Raw genomic sequence first — 17,928 nt, 5'->3', positions numbered from 1 at the left:
ATGACCGACCTGGTCACGCGCGCCACACCGGCGCTGGGAGAGCCGGCGACCGCGGGGCCGGCGCCGGCTCTGGTGGGACGGATACCCGTGCTCGACCTCAGCCCGGTGGTGGCGGACGGCCGCCGCCCGGCCAAGGCCGTGCTGGGCGAGAGCTTCCTGATCAGCGCCACCGTCTTCCGCGAGGGCCACGGCAAGCTCGGCGCCAACGTGGTGCTGCGCGACCCCGAAGGCCGGCCCGGGCCCTGGCTGCCGATGCGCGAGCTGGCGCCCGGCACCGACCGCTGGGGCGTCGAGGTCGGCCTGAGCGCGGTGGGCCGCTGGAGCTACACGGTGGAGGCCTGGAGCGACCCGGTGACCAGCTGGCTGGACCGGGCCGAGATCAAGCTGCCGGCCGGGCAGGACGTCGAACTGACCCTGGAGGAGGGCGCGCTGCTGCTGGAGCGGGTGGCCGCCGGGGTGCCGCGGGGGAGCGCGCGCACCGCCGTGTTGGCCGCGGTGGCCGCGCTGCGCGATCACCGCCGGGCCCCGCTGACCCGGCTGGCGGCCGCGCTGCTGCCCGGCGTGACGGCCGTGCTGGAGCGCTACCCGCTGCGGGAGCAGGTCACCTCCTCGGCGACGCTGCCGCTCCAGGTGGAGCGGCGGCGGGCGCTGTTCGGGTCCTGGTACGAGTTCTTCCCGCGCTCCGAGGGCGCCACCCTGAACCCGCCGCGCTCGGGCACCTTCCGCACCGCCGCCGAGCGGCTGCCCGCCGTCGCGGCGATGGGCTTCGACGTGCTCTACCTGCCGCCGATCCACCCGATCGGGCGTTCCTTCCGCAAGGGCCCGAACAACTCGCTGACGGCGGGCCCGGACGACGTCGGCTCGCCGTGGGCGATCGGCTCGCCGGCGGGCGGTCACGACGCGGTCCATCCGGACCTGGGCACCATCGAGGACTTCGACGCCTTCGTGGCCCGGGCCCGCGAGTTGGGTCTGGAGATCGCGCTGGACTTCGCGCTGCAGGCCTCGCCCGACCACCCCTGGGTCGACGAGCACCCGCAGTGGTTCAGCCACCGGATCGACGGGACCATCGCGTACGCGGAGAACCCGCCGAAGAAGTACCAGGACATCTACCCGATCAACTTCGACCAGGACTTCGACGGCCTGGTCGAAGAAACGTTACGCCTGCTGCGGTACTGGATGGGCCACGGGGTGCGGATCTTCCGGGTCGACAACCCGCACACCAAGCCGGTGCACTTCTGGGAGCTGGTGATCGGCGAGATCAACCGGACCGACCCGGACGTGGTCTTCCTGGCCGAGGCCTTCACCCGCCCGGCGATGCTCCGGACGCTGGCGAAGATCGGCTTCCAGCAGTCGTACACCTACTTCACCTGGCGCAACAGCAAGCGGGAACTCACCGAGTACCTGACCGAGTTGACCGAGGAGACCGGCGCCTATCTGCGGCCCAACTTCTTCGTCAACACCCCGGACATCCTGCCCCGGCACCTGCAGCAGCAGGGTCTGAGCGCCTTCGCGGTGCGCGCCGTGCTGGCCGCCACCCTGTCGCCCAGCTACGGCGTCTACGCCGGCTTCGAGCTGGGCGAGAACAGTCCGGTGGACGAGGGCGAGGAGTACCTGGACAGCGAGAAGTACCAGCTGCGCCCGCGCGACTGGACCCGCATCGACTCCCTGGCGCCGCTGCTCACCACCCTGAACCGGCTGCGCCGCGAACACCCCGCCCTTCAGGAACTGCGCAACCTCAGCTTCCTGCCCACCGACAACGACCAGGTCGTCGCCTACACCAAGCGCACCGGCACGGACCAGCTGATCGTCGTCGTCAACCTGGACCCGACCGGCGTGCAGGAGTGCACCGTGACGCTGCCCGAGGCCGACGGCCCGCTCGCGGTGCACTGCGAGCTCTCCGGCGGCGACCACCGCTGGCAGCACCACGCCTACGTGCGGCTCGACCCCGCGCAGGGCCCGGCCCACATCATGACGTTCCGTCAGGAGAGCTGAGATGCCGGCGATTCTCTGCGCCACCTGCCTGAACGCCGAGCGCGGCACCGAGTCGCAGGCCGACGAGCTGTTGCGTCCGCTGCTGCCCGACCTGCTGCCCTGGTTGGTGACCCGTCGCTGGTTCACCCACGAGCACGGCCACCTGGAACAGCTGGCCCCGGTCAGCGCCTCGGTGCTGGACGGCCCGCGCGCCGGCGATCCGCACGGTCCGGTGCTGCTGCACTCGGTGCTCGACGCCCGGCACGGCAGTACCGGCTCGCGCCACTACCAGTTGCTGGTCGGGCTGCGCCCCAGCCTGCCCGAGGCGCTGGCTCCGGCCGGGATCGGCATCGCGCGGGGCGGCCGGTGGGACGGCTGGTCGCTCTACGAGGCCACCGAGGACCACGAGTTGATGGAGCGGCTGCTGGAGCGGACGGTCGCGTCGGGCATGGGTGCGGTCGCCGAGTCCGCGGTGGACGCGGGTGCCGACACCGGCGAGCTGCGGATGTCGCTGACCGGCGCCGGCCCGGTGCCGCGCGGGCTCAGCGCCCGCGCGCTGGCCGTGGAGCAGAGCAACAGCACGGTGGTCTACGGCGACCGCCTGCTCTTCAAGATCTTCCGCCAGCCGGAGCCCGGCCCGCACCCGGAGACCGAGGCGCTGCGCGGCCTCACCCAGGTGCACTGCGACCGCATCCCGGGCCTGGCCGGCTGGCTGCACACCGACGGTGAGCCGCAGCAGGCCATGGTGCTCGGCATCCTGGAGGAGTTCCTGCCGGCCCGGGGCAACGGTTGGCAGCTGGCGGTCGAGCAGGCCGCCGAGTGCATCACCGGCGTCTGCCGCACGGTGCCCGCCGTGGACGGCTTCACGGACGAGGCGCGGGCGCTGGGCGGCGCGGTGGCCGAGGTGCACGCGGCGCTCGCCGAGGCCTTCGGCCAGGTGGAGCTCGGGCCCGAGCAGATCGTCGCGCTGGTCGACGGCCTGCACCGGGAGTTGCGCGCCGCCGTCCGCGAGGTGCCCGAACTGGAGGCCTACGTCGGGCGGTTGAGCAGCCTCTACGAGGACTTCGGTAAACTCGCGTTGCGCGGGCGGGGCTTGGCGGCCCAGCGGATCCACGGTGACCTGCACCTGGGTCAGGTACTGCGCACCGAGGGCGGCTGGAAGGTGATCGACTTCGAGGGCGAGCCGGCCCGCCCGGTGGCCGAACGGGTGCTGCCGCAGCCGGTGCTCAAGGACGTGGCGGGCATGCTGCGCTCCTTCGAGTACGCCGGCCAGCAGGCGCTGGCCGGCCTGCAGCCGTCCGCCGGGTCCGGCGACGTCGCCGAGCGGGGCGAGCCGCCGGCCGGCGAATGCGCCGAGCGGACCGCCGCCCGGCTGCGCCGCAACCGCCGCGCCTACGCCTGGGCGGTGCGCAACCGCCGTGCCTTCACCGCCGGTTACGCGGCGGCCGGAGGCGTCGATCCACACTGCCACCCGGTGGTGCTGCGGGCCTTCGAGGCCGAGAAGGCGGTCTACGAGGCGGTCTACGAGGCCCAGCACCGACCGGCCTGGCTGCCGATCCCGATGGCGGCGATCCAACGGCTGGTCTTCGGCCGCTGACCCGGTGGCTGCCCGACCCCGGCGGCGGCCGCCCCAGAGATGCCCACACTGCCCACTAGACGACAGGGACTTCACCCGTGACTCCGCGCCTGGCCCTCGAACTGGATCCCCCGGTCCTGCAACTCTCCCCGGCGCGGCCGTCCGCGGACGAGGTCGCCCGCCTGCTGGCCGGCCGCCACCACGATCCGCACGCCGTGCTGGGCGCCCACCCCGGCAAGTCCGGGGTCGCGGTGCGGGTGTTGCGGCCGGGTGCCGACGCGGTGGTGCTGGAGACCGAGGTCGGTCGGATGGCGCTCTCCTGGGCCGACGACGGCCTCTTCACCGGCCTGCTGCCGACGGGTTGGCGTGCCGACTACCGGCTGCGGGTCACCGACGGCAACGGCGAGCGGGTGGAGGAGGACGGCTACCGGTTCGCGCCCACGCTGGGCGAGTTGGACCTGCACCTGATCGGCGAGGGGCGCCACGAGCAGCTCTGGAAGGCGCTCGGTTCGCACCCGCGCACGGTGGACGGCGTGCTGGGCACGGCGTTCGCGGTGTGGGCGCCGAACGCGGTCGGGGTGCGGCTGGTCGGCGACTTCAACTTCTGGGACGGCACCGGGTTCCCGATGCGCTCGCTGGGTTCGACCGGGATCTGGGAGCTGTTCGTGCCGGGCGTCGGCGAGGGCGCCAGGTACAAGTACGAGATCGCCACCCGGGACGGGCGGTTGCTGCAGAAGGCCGACCCGCTGGCCCGCCGCGCCGAGGCCCCGCCCGCCACCGCCTCGGTGGTGCACGACTCGCCCTACGTCTGGGGCGACGCGCGCTGGCTGCGCCACCGGGCCGAGCACTGTGCCCAGGCCGGCGCGATGTCGATCTACGAGCTGCATCTGGCCTCCTGGCGGCCAGGTCTGACGTATCGTCAGCTGGCGGTGGAGTTGCCGGAGTATCTGCGGGAGTTGAACTTCACCCATGTGGAGTTCATGCCGGTCCTGGAGCACCCGTTCGGCGGTTCCTGGGGCTACCAGGTCTCCGGCTTCTACGCGCCCACCGCGCGGTTGGGCTCGCCGGACGACTTCAAGTTCCTGGTCGACGCGCTGCACCAGGCGGGCCTGGGCGTGATCATGGACTGGGTGCCGGCGCACTTCCCCAAGGACGACTTCGCGCTGGCCCGCTTCGACGGCGAACCGCTCTACGAGCCCGCCGACCCGCGCCGCGCCGAACACCCCGACTGGGGCACCCTGACCTTCGACTACGGCCGCACCGAGGTCCGCAACTTCCTGGTCGCCAACGCGGTCTACTGGTGCGAGGAGTTCCACATCGACGGCCTGCGCGTCGACGCGGTCGCCTCCATGCTCTACCTCGACTACTCCCGCCAGGACGGCGAATGGGCCCCCAACCAGTTCGGCGGCCGCGAGAACCTCGACGCCGTCGCCTTCCTCCAGGAGATGAACGCCACCGTCTACCGCCGCTGCCCCGGCGTGGTCACCATCGCCGAGGAATCCACCGCCTGGGACGGCGTCACCCGCCCCACCGACTCCCTGGGACATGACGGCAGCGGCGGGCTCGGCTTCGGCCTGAAGTGGAACATGGGCTGGATGCACGACTCGCTGCGCTACTTCGCCCGGGAGCCGATCCATCGGCAGTACCACCACAACGAGTTGACCTTCTCGATGGTGTACGCCTACTCGGAGAACTACGTGCTGCCGATCTCGCACGACGAGGTGGTGCACGGCAAGGGTGCGCTGGTCTCCAAGATGCCGGGCGACTGGTGGCAGCAGCGGGCCAACCACCGCGCCTACCTCGGCTTCATGTGGGCCCACCCCGGCAAGCAATTGCTCTTCATGGGCCAGGAGTTCGCCCAGGGCGCCGAATGGGACCACGAGCAGGGCCCGCAGTGGTGGCTGCTGGACGAGGGCTGGCCGGCCGCCGAGGACCACCGGGGCGTACGACGGCTGGTGACCGACCTGAACCAGGTCTACCAGGACTGCCCGCCACTGTGGCAACTCGACGCGGACCCGGCCGGCTTCGCCTGGCTGGACGCCGACGCGGCCCAGGACAACGTCTACTGCTTCGTCCGCCGGGACGCGGCGGGACGCTCGCTGGTGGCGGTCAGCAACCTGTCGCCGTCGGTGCGCACCGGCTACCGGATCGGATTGCCGGCGGCCGGGGTCTGGCAGGTCGTGCTGGACACCGACGACTCCCGCTACGGCGGCGCCGGTTCGGGCCGCCCCGGTCCGCACCAAGCCGAGGAACTGCCGTGGCAGGGCCAGCCGTTCAGCGCCGAGCTGACGCTGCCGCCACTGGCCACGGTGTGGCTCTGCCCGCAGGGGCCGGAGCTGCCGCTGACGGCGGCTCGGCTGACCGGGGCCCGGCCGGCCGGACCGGTTCCCGAGGCGGGCTGAGTGGACCGGGCGCGGGCGCGTCGGCCGCGCCCGGCGCTCAGATCAGCGGGGCGGTGACCCGGGCGGCCCCTTTCAGCGGCACCAGGCCGACGCCGGACAGAGCGTGCTGGTACATGGCCAGGGCCTCGTTCGGGTGGCCGTTGAGCTGCCAGACGTCGCCGGCCTGCCGCCAGACCAGGGCGGTGTTCCGGTTCACCGGGATCTGCCCGAGCTGGCGCTCCACCGCGTGCAGGGTCTCCGCGCCGGCCGTGGCCTCGCCCCGCTCGAACTGGGCCTGGGCCAGCACCACGCGGGCCGAGGCGGACTCCCAGCGGGACTCGTTGCGCAGCAGGCCGAGCGCCCGGCTGGCCCGCTCCAGGGCGGCGTCGGGGTCGGCCTGGCGCAGCGCCAGCCGCGCGCGGTAGGTCTCCACGCTCGCCTGCTCGGCCGCGGTGCCCACCTCCAGCATCGTCTCCTGCGCCTCCGTCAGCAGGACCGCCACGTGGTCCAGGTCGCAGCTGTCGATCTCCAGTAGGTAGGCGGCGCAGTTGACCTTGAGCAGACCGATGTGGCGGACGTTGTCGGACTCCGCCATCAGCGCCAGTGCGCGCTCCGCGAGCGCCAGCGACTCCTTCGCCTGGCCCCGCGAGTTGGCCACCAGCGCGGCGTTCCAGTAGACCGCGCCACGGGCGACCCGCGAGCCGTTCTCCTCGGCGACCTGGGTCAGCCGGTTGCTCAGCAACTGGGCCTGGGTCAGGTCACCGCGGTTGTAGTAGCAGCCGATCAGCGTGGCGCCCAGCTGGATGTGGTCGTCGGTGACGTCCAGGCCGAGCCGGTCGAGCTGCTTCATCGCCCGCTCGCCGACCTCCACGCTCATCACCTGGTCGCCGGCGTCCCGGTAGGCCCGGCAGAGGGCCACCGCGAGCTGGGCCCACTCGGCCGAGCCCGGAGTGGTCTCCGGGTCGTCGTAGAGCGCGTTGAACAGCTGGATGGCGGCCTCGAGCCGGCCCAGCTTCTCGAAGGCCAGCGCCTGGCCGAGCTTGGCCCGCCGGACCATCGCCTCGTCGAGCAGCGGGGCGTTCGCCAGGGCCTCGCTGTAGGACTGCAGGGCCTCGCCGTTGGCACCGTTGCGCAGCGCCATGTCACCAAAGACGATCTTGAGTTCGAGCTCCTTGACCCGGGTGTCGTCCCGTCCGGTGCGCAGGTAGTCGACCGTGCACCCGACCCGTTCGGCCAGTGACTTGAGCACGGTCTCCGAGGGCGCGCGCTTCCCGGTCTCGATCAGCGACACGTAGCTCACCGAGATATCCGCGGACGCGAGGTCCTGCTGATTCAGGCCACGCTTCTGGCGCAGCTCGCGAAGCCGCTGCCCGATGCCATTCGTCCCGCTCTGTGATTGCTCCATGGTTCTCCGGTCAACGGGGAGGGCGGCGCTTTGAGCCGTACCTCGCGAGATACCCATTTGACTCCATCTTTTACATCACTAGCTGGCCCCCGCCAAGGCTATCGCCCCACGCATGGCCCCTTGGTACGGCGAACGTCCCCAGCACGGTGTGATGTTCCCCCGTACGCCATGGTCACTCTCCGGTGGGGTGAGTCAGCGCGAAAGATGATCATTGACTTCTATGGTCAAGTAAGATTGACTCTGGCTGTCAACAAAAGTGACTCAGCGAAAGGCAAAGCCCATGCGCAAGATCCTTCCGCTCTTCTTCGCCGCCACTCTGCTGGCCATGACCGGCGTCCTGGCCGTCACCGCAGGTGGCGCGGCTGCCGCAACGCCGACGCCGCCGCCCGTCACGGCCAACGCCACGCCGACTCCCAATGGACCGCCGGCCTGCTGCTGATGATCCGTCAGTTCCCGCTGCCACCTCGCCAGAAGGGAATTACCATGCGGATCGACCTGCTCACCAGGGAATATCCGCCGGAGGTCTACGGCGGCGCCGGTGTGCACGCGGCCGAGCTCACCAGGGCGCTGCGACAGCTCGCCCAGGTCAACGTCCGCTGCCTGGGCGCCCCCCGCAGCGAGCCGGACACCCGCGCCTACCCGCTGCCCAGCGACCTGGGCGATGCCAACGCGGCGCTGCGCTTCCTCGGCGCGGACCTGCGGATGGCAGCCGACTGCGCCGGCGCCGACCTGGTGCACAGTCACACCTGGTACGCCAACGCCGCGGGACACCTGGCCAAGCTGCTGCACGGCGTCCCGCACGTGATGACGCTGCACAGCCTGGAGCCGCTGCGGCCGTGGAAGGCCGAGCAACTGGGCGGCGGATACGCGCTGTCGAGCTGGCTCGAGCGGTCGGCGGCGCTCGCCGCCGACGCGCTGATCGCGGTCTCGACGGCGATGCGCGAGGACATCCTCACCACCTATCCGGAGATCGACCCGGAGCGGGTGCAGGTGATCCACAACGGCATCGACACCGAGATCTACCAGGCCGATCCGCGGATCGACACGCTGGTCAGGTACGGCATCGACCCGCAGCGCCCGATCGTCCTCTTCGTCGGCCGGGTGACCCGGCAGAAGGGCCTGCCGCAGCTGCTGCGGGCCGCCTTCGAGCTGCGTCCCGAGGCCCAACTGGTGCTCTGCTGCGGCCAGGCCGACACCCCCGAGATCGCCGCCGAGGTGGCCGAGCTGGTGGCCGAGCTGAGCCGCCGGCGGGCCGGCGTGGTGCGGATCGACGGCATGCTCGACGGCCGCAGCCTGCGCCAACTGCTCACCCACGCCACGGTCTTCGTCTGCCCCTCGCTCTACGAGCCGATGGGCATCGTCAACCTGGAGGCGATGGCCTGCGGGACGGCCGTGGTGGCCACCGCGGTGGGCGGGATCCCCGAGGTGGTCGAGGACGGCGGTACCGGGCTGCTGGTCGAGTACCGGCCCAGGACCGACGGGACCGGCGAGCCGGCGGAGCCGGAGCAGTTGACCCTGGGCCTGGCGGCCGCCGTCAACCGGCTGCTCGACGATCCGGACCTGGCCGAGCTGCTCGGCGCGGCCGGGCGGCGGCGGGCGGTGGAGCGGTTCTCCTGGACCGGCGTGGCCGAGCGCACCTTGCGGGTCTACGAGAAGCTCGTCGCCTGAGGCCGTCCGGTGACCGGCGCCCGGCGCGGGGCCAGCAGGCTGAGCGCCGGGCCGGCCGCCGCGGTGGCCAGCAGGGCGACCAGCAGCAGGGCCTCGAAGAGCCGGTGACCGATCAGCCCGGCCTGGTAGCCGGTGGTCAGCACGACGATCTCGGTCAGTCCGCGGGTGTTCATCAGCACCCCCAGGCGCAGCGCGTCCCTGGGCGGGAAGCCGTAGCGGGCGCCGACCACCGCGCAGGCGGCGAACTTGGTCGCGGTGGCGACCGCCAGCAGCGCCGCCACCAGCAGCAGGAAGCCGCCGTCCAGCAGGCCCGCGCCCAGATCGACCTGCTGCCCCGTTCCCAGGAAGAAGCACGGCAGCAGCACGGCGGCGAGCTGGCCGACCGCCGGGCTCGACCGCGGACCGGGGCGCGGCGCCGGCGGCCGGGTTGACCGAACGTCGAGTGCGGATTTGACAGCCGGTGAACCGACGCCCGGTGACCCCGCGCCCGTTGAGCCGCCGCCCGGCGAGCCGACGGTCAGCGAACTGATCGCCGAGGCCCCCGCCGGCCAGGCGAGCCCGAGCATCAGCCCGCCGAAGAGCGGGTGCAGCCCGAGCGCCGAGGAGGCCGCGGCCGCCAGGCAGATCGCACCGGTCACCGTCACCGTGCTCGCCTCCCGCCGCGCGGCCAGGTGCGGCCGCCGGGCACGGTACCCGGCGACCAGCGCCGCCAGCCCCGCGCCGAGCAGTGCGGCCAGCAGTTGCGGCCACCCCATCCGGCCGGCCAGGAAGAGCGCCAGGCCCAGCAGGCACCAGCAGGCCGCGTCCCCGACCGAGGCGGCCAGCAGGCTCAGCCGTCCGACGGTGGTCTCCGCCAAGCCCCGGTCCTGCAGGATCCGGGCCAGCACCGGGACCGCCGTCACGCCGAGCGCGCAGGCCAGGAAGAGGGCGAAGGCGCCCAGTCCGGTCCCCGGGCCGGCCAGCCGGTGCGCGTGCAGCAGCGGTGCCAGCGCCAGCCCGGCGGCGGCCGGCGTGAGCAGCGAGACCGCCGCCAGCACCAGCGGCGCCCGCCCACCGGCCGTGGCCGGGCCGGCCTGCCGCTGTTTCCGGTCGGCCAGGTGCCGCCCGATCTCGAAGGCGTACAGCGCCACCGCCAGCTGGGCCAGCCCGTTCAACACCGACTGCACGTCCCGGCCGAAGAGCTGCTGGTGCACCCGCGGCAGCAGCCGCCCCAGCACCGAGGGGCCGAGTGCCACGCCCACCGCGATCTCGGCCAGCACGGCCGGCTGCCCGAACCGGGTGGCCAGCCGTCCGGCGCCGCGGCTCAGTCCCAGCAGCACCGCCAGGCCGGCCAGCAGGCGGGTGGTGAGGTCCAGGGAGCTCATCGGCGCTCCCGGCCGTCGCCACCCTGCGTGGTCGGCCGGTGGGGTGCCGGCGTCGCCGACCGAGGGCTCCGTGGCGGGGTTGGCATGGTGAACCTCCCAGACTTCGCCGTTATCGGGAGCGGCGGGCGGATCGGGATTTACTAGTAAATTGACAAATAGAAATATAACTTGTCGCTGATGATCAGTCACAAACCCGTGCGAAGCGGGGGCGCACTGTCCGATGTCCCGGTTGCGCTCCGGTCCGGCGAATCCTCCGGAGACTCCCGTGCGATCTTCCTCACTCCCCGACGCCCGGGCGCGTCGCGCGAGCGATGCTCGACCACCGCCTGGTCGCCCCTGGGCCGTCGGGGGAGCCGTCCGCCCGGTGGACGGGTCCCCCGACGGCCCAGGGCCGGGTGCGAGGATGGGCGGCAGTACTGTCGCGGTGATCAAGGAGCCACGCCATGACCAGCAGCGCCGTCCATCCCCAGCGGATCGCCTTCCTGGGCACCGGCAAGATCGGCGAAGCGCTGCTCTCCGGTCTGTTGCGGGCCGGCAAGCGCCCGGCCGAGGTCTGGGTCACCGCCCGCCGTCCCGAGCGGGCCGCCGAGCTGGCCCGCAGGTACGGGGTCGGCGCCTGCACCAACCGGGAGGCGGCCAAGCTGGCCGACACCCTGATCCTGGCGGTCAAGCCGCAGGACATGGGAACGCTGATGGAGGAGCTCGGCCCGCACGTCGGCAGCGACCGGCTGGTCATCTCGGCCGCGGCCGGCATCCCGACCCGCTGGTTCGAGGCCCGGCTGCCGGCCGGCACGCCGGTGGTGCGGGTGATGCCCAACACCCCCGTCCTGGTGGACGAGGGGATGAGCGTCATCTCCGGCGGCTCGCACGCGGGCGAGGAGCACCTGCGGCGGGCCGAGCAGATCTTCCAGTCGGTCGGCAAGGCGCTGCGGCTGCCCGAGTCCCAGCAGGACGCCGCCACCGCGCTCTCCGGCTCCGGCCCCGCCTACTTCTACTACCTGGTCGAGGCGATGACCGACGCCGGCATCCTGCTCGGCCTGCCCCGGCAGGTGGCGCACGACCTGATCGTGCAGTCCGCGATCGGCGCCTCGGTGATGCTGCGGGACTCCGGCGAGCACCCGGTCAAGCTGCGCGAGGCGGTCACCTCGCCGGCCGGCACCACCATCGCGGCCATCCGCGAGCTGGAGAACCACGGGGTGCGGGCGGCGCTGCTCGGCGCGCTGGAAGCGGCCCGCGACCGGTCCCGCGAGCTGGCCTCCGGCGGGAAGTGACAGCGGTGAACCACGACCTGGTCATCTTCGACAACGACGGCGTGCTGGTCGACAGCGAGCCGATATCCAACCGCCTGCTGGCCGAGTACCTCACCGGCCTCGGCTTCCCGATCACCGTCGAGGACTCCTACCGCGAGCTGATGGGCCGGGCCAGCCACGCGGTGCGCGAGCTGGTCGCCGAGCGGTTCGGCGCCACGCTGCCCGCCGACTTCCCGCAGGCCTTCCACGACCGGGTGTTCGCCGCCTTCGCGACCGAGCTCACCCCGGTGCCCGGCGCCGCCGAACTGCTCAAGGAGCTCGGCCGGCGCGGCGTGCCGTACTGCCTGGCCTCCTCGGCCGGGCACGACTGGATCCGCGCCGCGCTCGACCTCACCGGACTGCGCGGCCTGCTCCCCGAGGAGCGGATCTTCAGCGCCCAGGACGTCGGTGTCGGCAAGCCCGCGCCCGACCTGTTCCAGCACGCCGCCCGCACCCTGGGGGTGGCACCGGCGCGTTGCCTGGTGATCGAGGACAGCCCGATGGGCGTGCTGGCGGCCCGGGCCGCCGGGATGGACGTGTACGGCTACACCGCGCTCACCCCGGCCGAGCGGCTCACCGAGGCCGGTGCCACCGGGCTGATCGGCGGCCTGGCCGAGGTGCTGGAGCTGCTGGACGCCTGATCGAGGCCAGATCGTCCTCGTCGCCCGATCGTTGCCGTCGGCCCTCTCCCCAAACCCGCGCCCACCCCCTACGCTCGCGCCAATATCGTCGTACCGGCCAGTAGCCACTGGACCGGTGGTGAGCGAGGTCCGGATGACGACCCAGGCCGTACCCGCCGAAGTCTCGGCTCGGCTGCGCCAGGCCCGCACCGCCCTGCTGGTCGCCTTCCTGCTCCAGGGCATCACCTTCGCCCTGCTGGTCACCCGGATCCCGGGCATCCAGCGGCAGTACGGGCTGTCCGACGGCACCCTGACGATCTTCCTGGCCGCCGTGCCGATCCTGGCCGGCGTCGGGTCGATCAGCTCCGAGCAACTCGTCAAACGGACCGCCCCGCGCACCGTGCTGCGGATCGTCCAGCCGGCCGTCTGCCTGACCCTGGTCGGGGTGGGCCTGGGGCACTCGCTCTGGGCGCTCGCCCTGGCGCTGGCCGCCTTCGGGCTGCTGGTCGGCGCGCTGGACGCCTCGATGAACATGCTCGGGGTCGGCCTGCAGCACCGCTACGGCCGCTCGATCATGCTCGGCTTCCACGCGGCGTTCAGCGCCGGCGGGATCATCGGCGCGCTGCTCGCCAGCGGCGGTGCGCACCTGCACCTGATCACGCTCTTCGGTGCCAGTGTCGCGGTGCTGGTCCCGGCCGCGCTGATCGCCGGACGGTTCTTCGCCGGGCCGGGTGAACTCGGCCACGCGGTCGAGGAGGCGGTGGCGGCCGCCGCCCGGTCGATCCCGTGGAAGCCGCTGCTGCCGCTCTGCGCCGCGATGGCCTTCGCCTACATCGCCGACTCCACGGTCTCCAACTGGAGCGCCAAGTACCTGACCGAGACGCTGCACAGCGGCGACCGGGTGGGCGCGCTCGGCTACGCCGGCTACATGGTCGCGCTGCTGGTCGGGCGCACCTTCGGCGACCGCGGCGTGCAGCGCTTCGGTGCCGCCGCGGTGGTGCGCGGCGGCGCCGCGGTGGCGGCGCTCGGCTTCGGCATCGCGGCGCTGGCGCCCGCGCCGTGGGCCGGGATCGCCGGCTTCACCGTGCTCGGGCTCGGCATCTGCGCGGTCATCCCGCAGGTCTTCGCGGCCGGCGGGCGGCTCTTCCCGCAGGACTCGGACGCGGCGGTGGCCCGGCTGAACCTCTTCAACTACGTGGGCTTCCTGATCGGTTCGCCGCTGGTCGGCGCGATCGCGGGGGCCGGCTCGTTCCGCTGGGCGCTGCTGGCGCCGATGCTGCTGGTGCTCGTGGTGGTCCCGCTGGCCGGGCACTTCGCTCCCGCCGAACGCCAGCCACTACTTTTGGACCATGCCTCAAGCCGAGTCTGATCAGCCCTGCAGCCTGCGCCTCTTCTGGGACGAGGGGGTCACCGCCTACAACTTCAGCCCGACCCACCCGATGGACCCGACCCGGCTCGCGCTCACCATGCGGCTGGTCGAGGCCTTCGGGCTGCCCGGGCTGCCCGGGGTGACGGTGACCGCCGCCCCGCCGGCGGGCGAGTCGACCCTGCACCTGGTCCACCGGCTGGACTACATCGAGGCGGTCCGGCAAGCTGCCGCACACCCCGGCACCCTGGACGAGCGGCACGGCCTGGGCACCGAGGACAACCCGGTCTTCCCGGCCATCCACACCGCCTCCGCGCTGATCGCCGGTCAGTCGGTGGGCGCCGCCGAGGCGGTCTGGCAGGGCCGGGCCCGGCACGCCGTCAACTTCGCCGGCGGCCTGCACCACGCGATGCCCGGGCGGGCCTCCGGCTTCTGCGTCTACAACGACGCCGCCCTGGCGATCGCCCGGCTGCTCGAACTGGGCGCCGAGCGGGTCGTCTACGTCGATGTGGACGTGCACCACGGCGACGGGGTGCAGCAGGCCTTCTGGGACGATCCGCGGGTGCTCACCATCTCGCTGCACGAGCACCCCAGCACGCTGTTCCCGCAGACCGGTTGGGCCACCGAGACCGGCGGCGAGCAGGCGCCCGGCTCGGCCGTCAACCTCCCACTGCCGGCCGGCACCGGCGACACCGGCTGGCTGCGTGCCTTCCACGCCGTGGTCCCCGAGCTGATCGCGGCCTTCGACCCCCAGGTGATCGTCAGCCAGCACGGCGCGGACACCCACCTGGAGGACCCGCTGGCCCACCTCGCGGTCACCGTGGACGCCCAGCGCGCGGTCGCCGGCGCCCTGCACGAGCTGGCCCACCGGCACTGCGAGGGACGCTGGGTGGCGCTCGGCGGCGGTGGCTACGCGGTGGTGGACGTGGTGCCGCGGACCTGGACCCACCTGGTGGCCATCGCCGCCGGCCACCCCGTCGACCCGGCCACCGAAACCCCCGAGGCCTGGCGCGCCGAGGTCTACCGGCGCACCCGCTGCCCCGCCCCGAGCCGGATGACCGACGGCGCCGACGCGCACTTCCGCGACTTCGCCGAGTCCGGCTACGACCCCGGCGACCGCCTCGACCAGGCGATCCTGGCCACCCGCCGGGCAGCCTTCCCCCAGCTCGGCCTGCTGGCCTGAACCCGGCCCGCCCTGCTCCCGCCCGATCGCCGGACGCGCGGCCGAGGTGCGGCCGGAGTGGCGCCGACGTGAGGCGGACTGGGGCAGACGACTGACCGCCTACGTACTGCAACAGGGGGATCTCTGACCGTACAAGGAGTCGGCATCCCCCTCTTCCCACGCGTACCACCCGCAACTACTCTGGGGATACGCGTGTGTCGGTGGAGTCACCGGAGGGGAAGCCGGTGCCTTGCACACGGAAAAGGGTCGGGTGAGGTCATGAGTTCCGGCGAACGCCCCCTGCAAGAGGTCAACTTCCTGACCGTGGCGGAAGTCGCCTCGGTCATGAGGGTCTCCAAGATGACGGTGTACCGGCTGGTGCACAGCGGAGAGCTGCCCGCCATCCGGGTCGGCCGGTCCTTCCGGGTGCCCGAACAGGCGGTCCACGACTACCTCAAGGACTCCTACGTCGGCCGTCAGAGCGCCTGACCGGGGGGTGCGTCCGGTCCCGATTACGGTGCTGGCCGCGCAAACGGTAGGCTAGGCCCTCCGTCAGTCGTATGGACTCCGTCTCTCACGGGCGGAAGTCTCAGTGAGCGAGGGTTGTTCCGTGGGCTCTGTCATCAAGAAGCGTCGCAAGCGTATGGCCAAGAAGAAGCACCGCAAGCTTCTGAAGCGGACCCGCGTGCAGCGTCGCAACAAGAAGTAACACCCTCGGAGCCCCGCTCCAGGTGCAACCGTTGCCCGTCCCGGCTTGCCGGGGCGGGCAACGTCTGTTTCGGGGAGCCGACGCGGTACGGTGCAACCACCCGTGGCAGCGGGGCGACGGCAGGGAGGGCGGCGAGGACGTGGGCAAGGTCGTGCTGGTCACCGGCGTGGCCCGGCAACTCGGTGCCCGGTTCGTCGACCGGATCCGCCGCGAGCCGGGGGTGGACCTGGTGGTCGGGGTGGACACCGAGCCGCCGCGCCGTCCGGTCGGGTCCGTCGCACCGCTGGACCACAGCCGTTGTGCCGACTTCGTCTTCGCGCACGCCGACCTGCGCCGCCCGGCGATCGCCCGCGTGCTGGCCGAGTACGCGGTGGACACCGTGGTGCACCTCAACGTCAGCGCCACCAACCCGGGCACCTCGGCGCGGGCCACGGTCAAGGAGATCAACGTCATCGGCAGCATGCAGCTGCTCGGTGCCTGCCAGCAGTCCGCCGTGCTCCGCCGCCTGGTGGTGAAGTCGACCACCGGCGTCTACGGGTCGACCCCGCGCGACCCGGCCGTCTTCACCGAGCGGACCCAGCCCAAGACCCTGCCGACCGGCGGCTTCGCCAAGGACGCGGCGGAGGTCGAGGGTTACGTGCGCGGCTTCGCCCGGCGCCGCCCCGACGTCGCGGTCAGCGTGCTGCGGTTCGCCAACCTGGTCGGCCCCGGTGCCGACACCCCGCTCGCCGAGTACTTCACGCTGCCGGTGCTGCCCACCGCGCTCGGCCACGACCCGCGGCTGCAGTTCGTGCACGAGGACGACGCCGTCGAGGTGCTGCGGCTGGCCGCGCTGGACCCGGGTGAGGGCGAGCCGCGGCGCACCGGCACCTTCAACGTCGCGGGCGAGGGCGTGCTGCTGCTCTCGCAGTGCGCCCGGCGGCTGGGCCGGCCCACCGTGCCGATACTGCTGCCCGCGCTCGGTTGGGTGGCCGCGCTGGCCAAGCGGAGTCGGGTGTCGGACTTCTCCACCGAGCAGATCGGCCTGCTGGCGCACGGCCGGGTGGTGGACACCACCGCGCTGCGCGAGGTCTTCGGCTACCGCCCGCGGTTCAGCACCACCGAGGCCTTCGCCGACTTCGCCGCCGGGCAGCGCGCCGGTCTGCTGCCCCCCGAACGGCTGGCCACCGTGACCGACCGGCTGACCGCGCTGCTGCGTACCCCCGAGGACGTGCGCACCCCTGACGACAGGAGCTGAGGCCCGATGAGTGCCGCCCACGAGGAGCTGCCCGGCGAGGCCAAGGTGATCCCGATCGAGTCCGCCCCGAGCTGGTCGCCGGCCGGCGACGAGGCGGGTGCCGACCTCGCTGCCGTCGCCGCCCGACTGGCCGACGGTCTGGGTGACCTGTTGGGCGACCTGCTGGCCGACCGGCTCGGACCGGTGACGGAGTCGGTGTTCGGCAAGGGTTGGGAAGGCCGGGCGGCCAGTGGGCTGGCCTTCCTGCGGCGCCGGATCACCGGTGACTACGAGGTGGACGAGTTCGGCTTCGACCGCGAGCTGACCGAGGAGGTCTTCCTCTCCGCGCTGCGGCCGCTGGCCGAGAAGTACTTCCGGATCGAGGTCCGCGGCATCGAGAACATCCCGGCCGAGGGCGGCGCCCTGGTGGTGGCCAACCACTCCGGGGTGGTCCCGCTGGACGCGCTGATGACCCAGGTCGCCATCCACGACCACCATCCGGCCCGGCGCCACCTGCGGATGCTCGCCGCCGACCTGGTCTTCGTGCTCCCGCTGGTCGGCGAGCTGGCCCGCAAGGCCGGGCACACGCTGGCCTGCAACGAGGACGCCCAGGCGCTGCTGGAGCGCGGCGAGGTGGTCGGCGTCTGGCCGGAGGGCTTCAAGGGGATCGGCAAGCCGTTCGCCGAGCGGTACAAGCTGCAGCGGTTCGGGCGCGGCGGGTTCGTCGCCTCCGCGCTGCGGGCCCAGGTGCCGATCGTGCCGTGCTCGATCGTGGGCGCCGAGGAGACCTACCCGATGCTGGGCAACGTGAAGAGCCTGGCCAGGCTGCTGGGGCTGCCCTACCTGCCGATCACCCCGACCTTCCCCTGGCTCGGCCCGCTGGGGGTGCTGCCGCTGCCGACCAAGTGGACGATCCAGTTCGGTGAGCCGATCCGGACCGACGGCTACCCGCCGGAGGCGGCCGAGGACCCGATGCTGGTCTTCAACCTCACCGACGAGGTGCGGGAGACCATCCAGCACACCCTGTACCGGCTACTGGTGGACCGCCGCAGCGTGTTCTTCTGACGGCAACGGGGAGGGGGGGGGGCGCGGCGCGCGCCCCCCCCCCGTATAAAAGAGGGAGGCCCGCAGGTGCCCGGCCCGGCCGGCCCCCCGAGCGCCCCCGGGGTGAGCGGGGGGGGGTTGGGGGCCCGCTCGGGCG

Annotated in this window: 15 protein-coding genes; 13 read left to right on the top strand and 2 right to left on the bottom strand. The window is 72.7% G+C overall.

Annotated elements, in window-relative coordinates:
• The 3 genes from P3T41_RS05065 to glgB all read left to right on the top strand — a co-directional run bounded on the left by P3T41_RS05065 (nucleotide 1) and on the right by glgB (nucleotide 5,949).
• Nucleotides 1-1,992: an alpha-1,4-glucan--maltose-1-phosphate maltosyltransferase gene (locus tag P3T41_RS05065; RefSeq protein WP_280688085.1), complete on the top strand. Its 1,992-nt coding sequence runs from the start codon at nucleotides 1-3 to the stop codon at nucleotides 1,990-1,992.
• A 1-nt stretch (nucleotide 1,993) separates the two neighbouring features.
• Nucleotides 1,994-3,568, top strand: coding sequence for a phosphotransferase (locus P3T41_RS05060; protein WP_280688083.1), 1,575 nt, complete (start codon nucleotides 1,994-1,996; stop codon nucleotides 3,566-3,568).
• 101 nt (nucleotides 3,569-3,669) lie between these two features.
• A complete protein-coding gene (glgB, locus tag P3T41_RS05055) occupies nucleotides 3,670-5,949 on the top strand; it encodes a 1,4-alpha-glucan branching protein GlgB (protein ID WP_280688683.1) in 2,280 nt (759 codons plus the stop codon).
• Between the two features lie 37 nt (nucleotides 5,950-5,986).
• On the opposite strand, the gene P3T41_RS05050 is transcribed toward glgB, so the two are convergent.
• A complete protein-coding gene (locus P3T41_RS05050; protein ID WP_280688081.1) occupies nucleotides 5,987-7,333 on the bottom strand; it encodes a helix-turn-helix domain-containing protein in 1,347 nt (448 codons plus the stop codon).
• Nucleotides 7,334-7,613: 280 nt separating this feature from the next.
• Here P3T41_RS05050 and P3T41_RS05045 point away from each other — a divergent pair, with 280 nt between their 5' ends.
• Both P3T41_RS05045 and glgA read left to right on the top strand, forming a co-directional pair.
• Nucleotides 7,614-7,772 carry a hypothetical protein gene (locus tag P3T41_RS05045; RefSeq protein ID WP_280688079.1) on the top strand — a complete coding sequence of 53 codons (159 nt, stop codon included), beginning with the start codon at nucleotides 7,614-7,616 and terminating at the stop codon, nucleotides 7,770-7,772.
• Between the two features lie 44 nt (nucleotides 7,773-7,816).
• Nucleotides 7,817-9,001 carry a glycogen synthase gene (gene glgA, locus P3T41_RS05040; protein ID WP_280688077.1) on the top strand — a complete coding sequence of 395 codons (1,185 nt, stop codon included), beginning with the start codon at nucleotides 7,817-7,819 and terminating at the stop codon, nucleotides 8,999-9,001.
• Here the strand turns inward: glgA and P3T41_RS05035 are convergent.
• Entirely contained in the window at nucleotides 8,980-10,365 is a 1,386-nt protein-coding gene (locus tag P3T41_RS05035; RefSeq protein ID WP_280688075.1) for a cation:proton antiporter, read from the bottom strand. The genes glgA and P3T41_RS05035 overlap by 22 nt on opposite strands.
• A gap of 443 nt (nucleotides 10,366-10,808) precedes the next feature.
• On the opposite strand from P3T41_RS05035, the gene proC reads away from it, so the two are divergent.
• The 8 genes from proC (at nucleotide 10,809) to P3T41_RS04995 (ending at nucleotide 17,792) form a co-directional block, all read left to right on the top strand.
• Nucleotides 10,809-11,636: a pyrroline-5-carboxylate reductase gene (proC, locus tag P3T41_RS05030; protein WP_280688073.1), complete on the top strand. Its 828-nt coding sequence runs from the start codon at nucleotides 10,809-10,811 to the stop codon at nucleotides 11,634-11,636.
• Between the two features lie 5 nt (nucleotides 11,637-11,641).
• A complete protein-coding gene (locus P3T41_RS05025; protein ID WP_280688071.1) occupies nucleotides 11,642-12,295 on the top strand; it encodes an HAD family hydrolase in 654 nt (217 codons plus the stop codon).
• A gap of 31 nt (nucleotides 12,296-12,326) precedes the next feature.
• Nucleotides 12,327-13,643, top strand: a complete 1,317-nt coding sequence (locus P3T41_RS05020) for an MFS transporter (protein WP_348533628.1) — start codon at nucleotides 12,327-12,329, stop codon at nucleotides 13,641-13,643.
• Entirely contained in the window at nucleotides 13,624-14,823 is a 1,200-nt protein-coding gene (locus tag P3T41_RS05015; RefSeq protein WP_280688067.1) for an acetoin utilization protein AcuC, read from the top strand. Before P3T41_RS05020 ends, P3T41_RS05015 begins: the two co-directional genes overlap by 20 nt.
• 258 nt (nucleotides 14,824-15,081) lie before the next feature.
• Nucleotides 15,082-15,291 (top strand): helix-turn-helix domain-containing protein, encoded by a 210-nt coding sequence (locus tag P3T41_RS05010; RefSeq protein ID WP_035847941.1) that lies wholly within the window; start codon nucleotides 15,082-15,084, stop codon nucleotides 15,289-15,291.
• 121 nt (nucleotides 15,292-15,412) lie between these two features.
• On the top strand, nucleotides 15,413-15,511 hold the full coding sequence (locus P3T41_RS05005; RefSeq protein WP_003948845.1) for an AURKAIP1/COX24 domain-containing protein: 99 nt from the start codon (nucleotides 15,413-15,415) through the stop codon (nucleotides 15,509-15,511).
• A gap of 139 nt (nucleotides 15,512-15,650) precedes the next feature.
• Nucleotides 15,651-16,748 (top strand): NAD-dependent epimerase/dehydratase family protein, encoded by a 1,098-nt coding sequence (locus P3T41_RS05000; RefSeq protein WP_280688063.1) that lies wholly within the window; start codon nucleotides 15,651-15,653, stop codon nucleotides 16,746-16,748.
• A 6-nt stretch (nucleotides 16,749-16,754) separates the two neighbouring features.
• Nucleotides 16,755-17,792, top strand: coding sequence for a lysophospholipid acyltransferase family protein (locus P3T41_RS04995; protein ID WP_280688061.1), 1,038 nt, complete (start codon nucleotides 16,755-16,757; stop codon nucleotides 17,790-17,792).
• Nucleotides 17,793-17,928 lie beyond the last annotated feature (136 nt).

Origin of the sequence: Kitasatospora sp. GAS204B (assembly GCF_029892155.1) — a bacterium.
Lineage (GTDB): Bacteria > Actinomycetota > Actinomycetes > Streptomycetales > Streptomycetaceae > Kitasatospora.
The sequence above is the reverse complement of the archived record's forward strand: the minus strand, read 5'-3'. Positions and strand labels throughout refer to the sequence as shown.

Excerpts from the sequence above, each read along its gene's own strand:
- P3T41_RS05065 (WP_280688085.1), top strand. The coding sequence starts at position 1 with ATGACCGACCTGGTCACGCGCGCCACACCGGCGCTGGGAGAGCCGGCG.
- P3T41_RS05060 (WP_280688083.1), top strand. The coding sequence starts at position 1,994 with ATGCCGGCGATTCTCTGCGCCACCTGCCTGAACGCCGAGCGCGGCACC.
- P3T41_RS05050 (WP_280688081.1), bottom strand. The coding sequence starts at position 7,333 with ATGGAGCAATCACAGAGCGGGACGAATGGCATCGGGCAGCGGCTTCGC.
- P3T41_RS05045 (WP_280688079.1), top strand. The coding sequence starts at position 7,614 with ATGCGCAAGATCCTTCCGCTCTTCTTCGCCGCCACTCTGCTGGCCATG.
- glgA (WP_280688077.1), top strand. The coding sequence starts at position 7,817 with ATGCGGATCGACCTGCTCACCAGGGAATATCCGCCGGAGGTCTACGGC.
- P3T41_RS05035 (WP_280688075.1), bottom strand. The coding sequence starts at position 10,365 with ATGAGCTCCCTGGACCTCACCACCCGCCTGCTGGCCGGCCTGGCGGTG.
- proC (WP_280688073.1), top strand. The coding sequence starts at position 10,809 with ATGACCAGCAGCGCCGTCCATCCCCAGCGGATCGCCTTCCTGGGCACC.
- P3T41_RS05015 (WP_280688067.1), top strand. The coding sequence starts at position 13,624 with ATGCCTCAAGCCGAGTCTGATCAGCCCTGCAGCCTGCGCCTCTTCTGG.
- P3T41_RS05010 (WP_035847941.1), top strand. The coding sequence starts at position 15,082 with ATGAGTTCCGGCGAACGCCCCCTGCAAGAGGTCAACTTCCTGACCGTG.
- P3T41_RS04995 (WP_280688061.1), top strand. The coding sequence starts at position 16,755 with ATGAGTGCCGCCCACGAGGAGCTGCCCGGCGAGGCCAAGGTGATCCCG.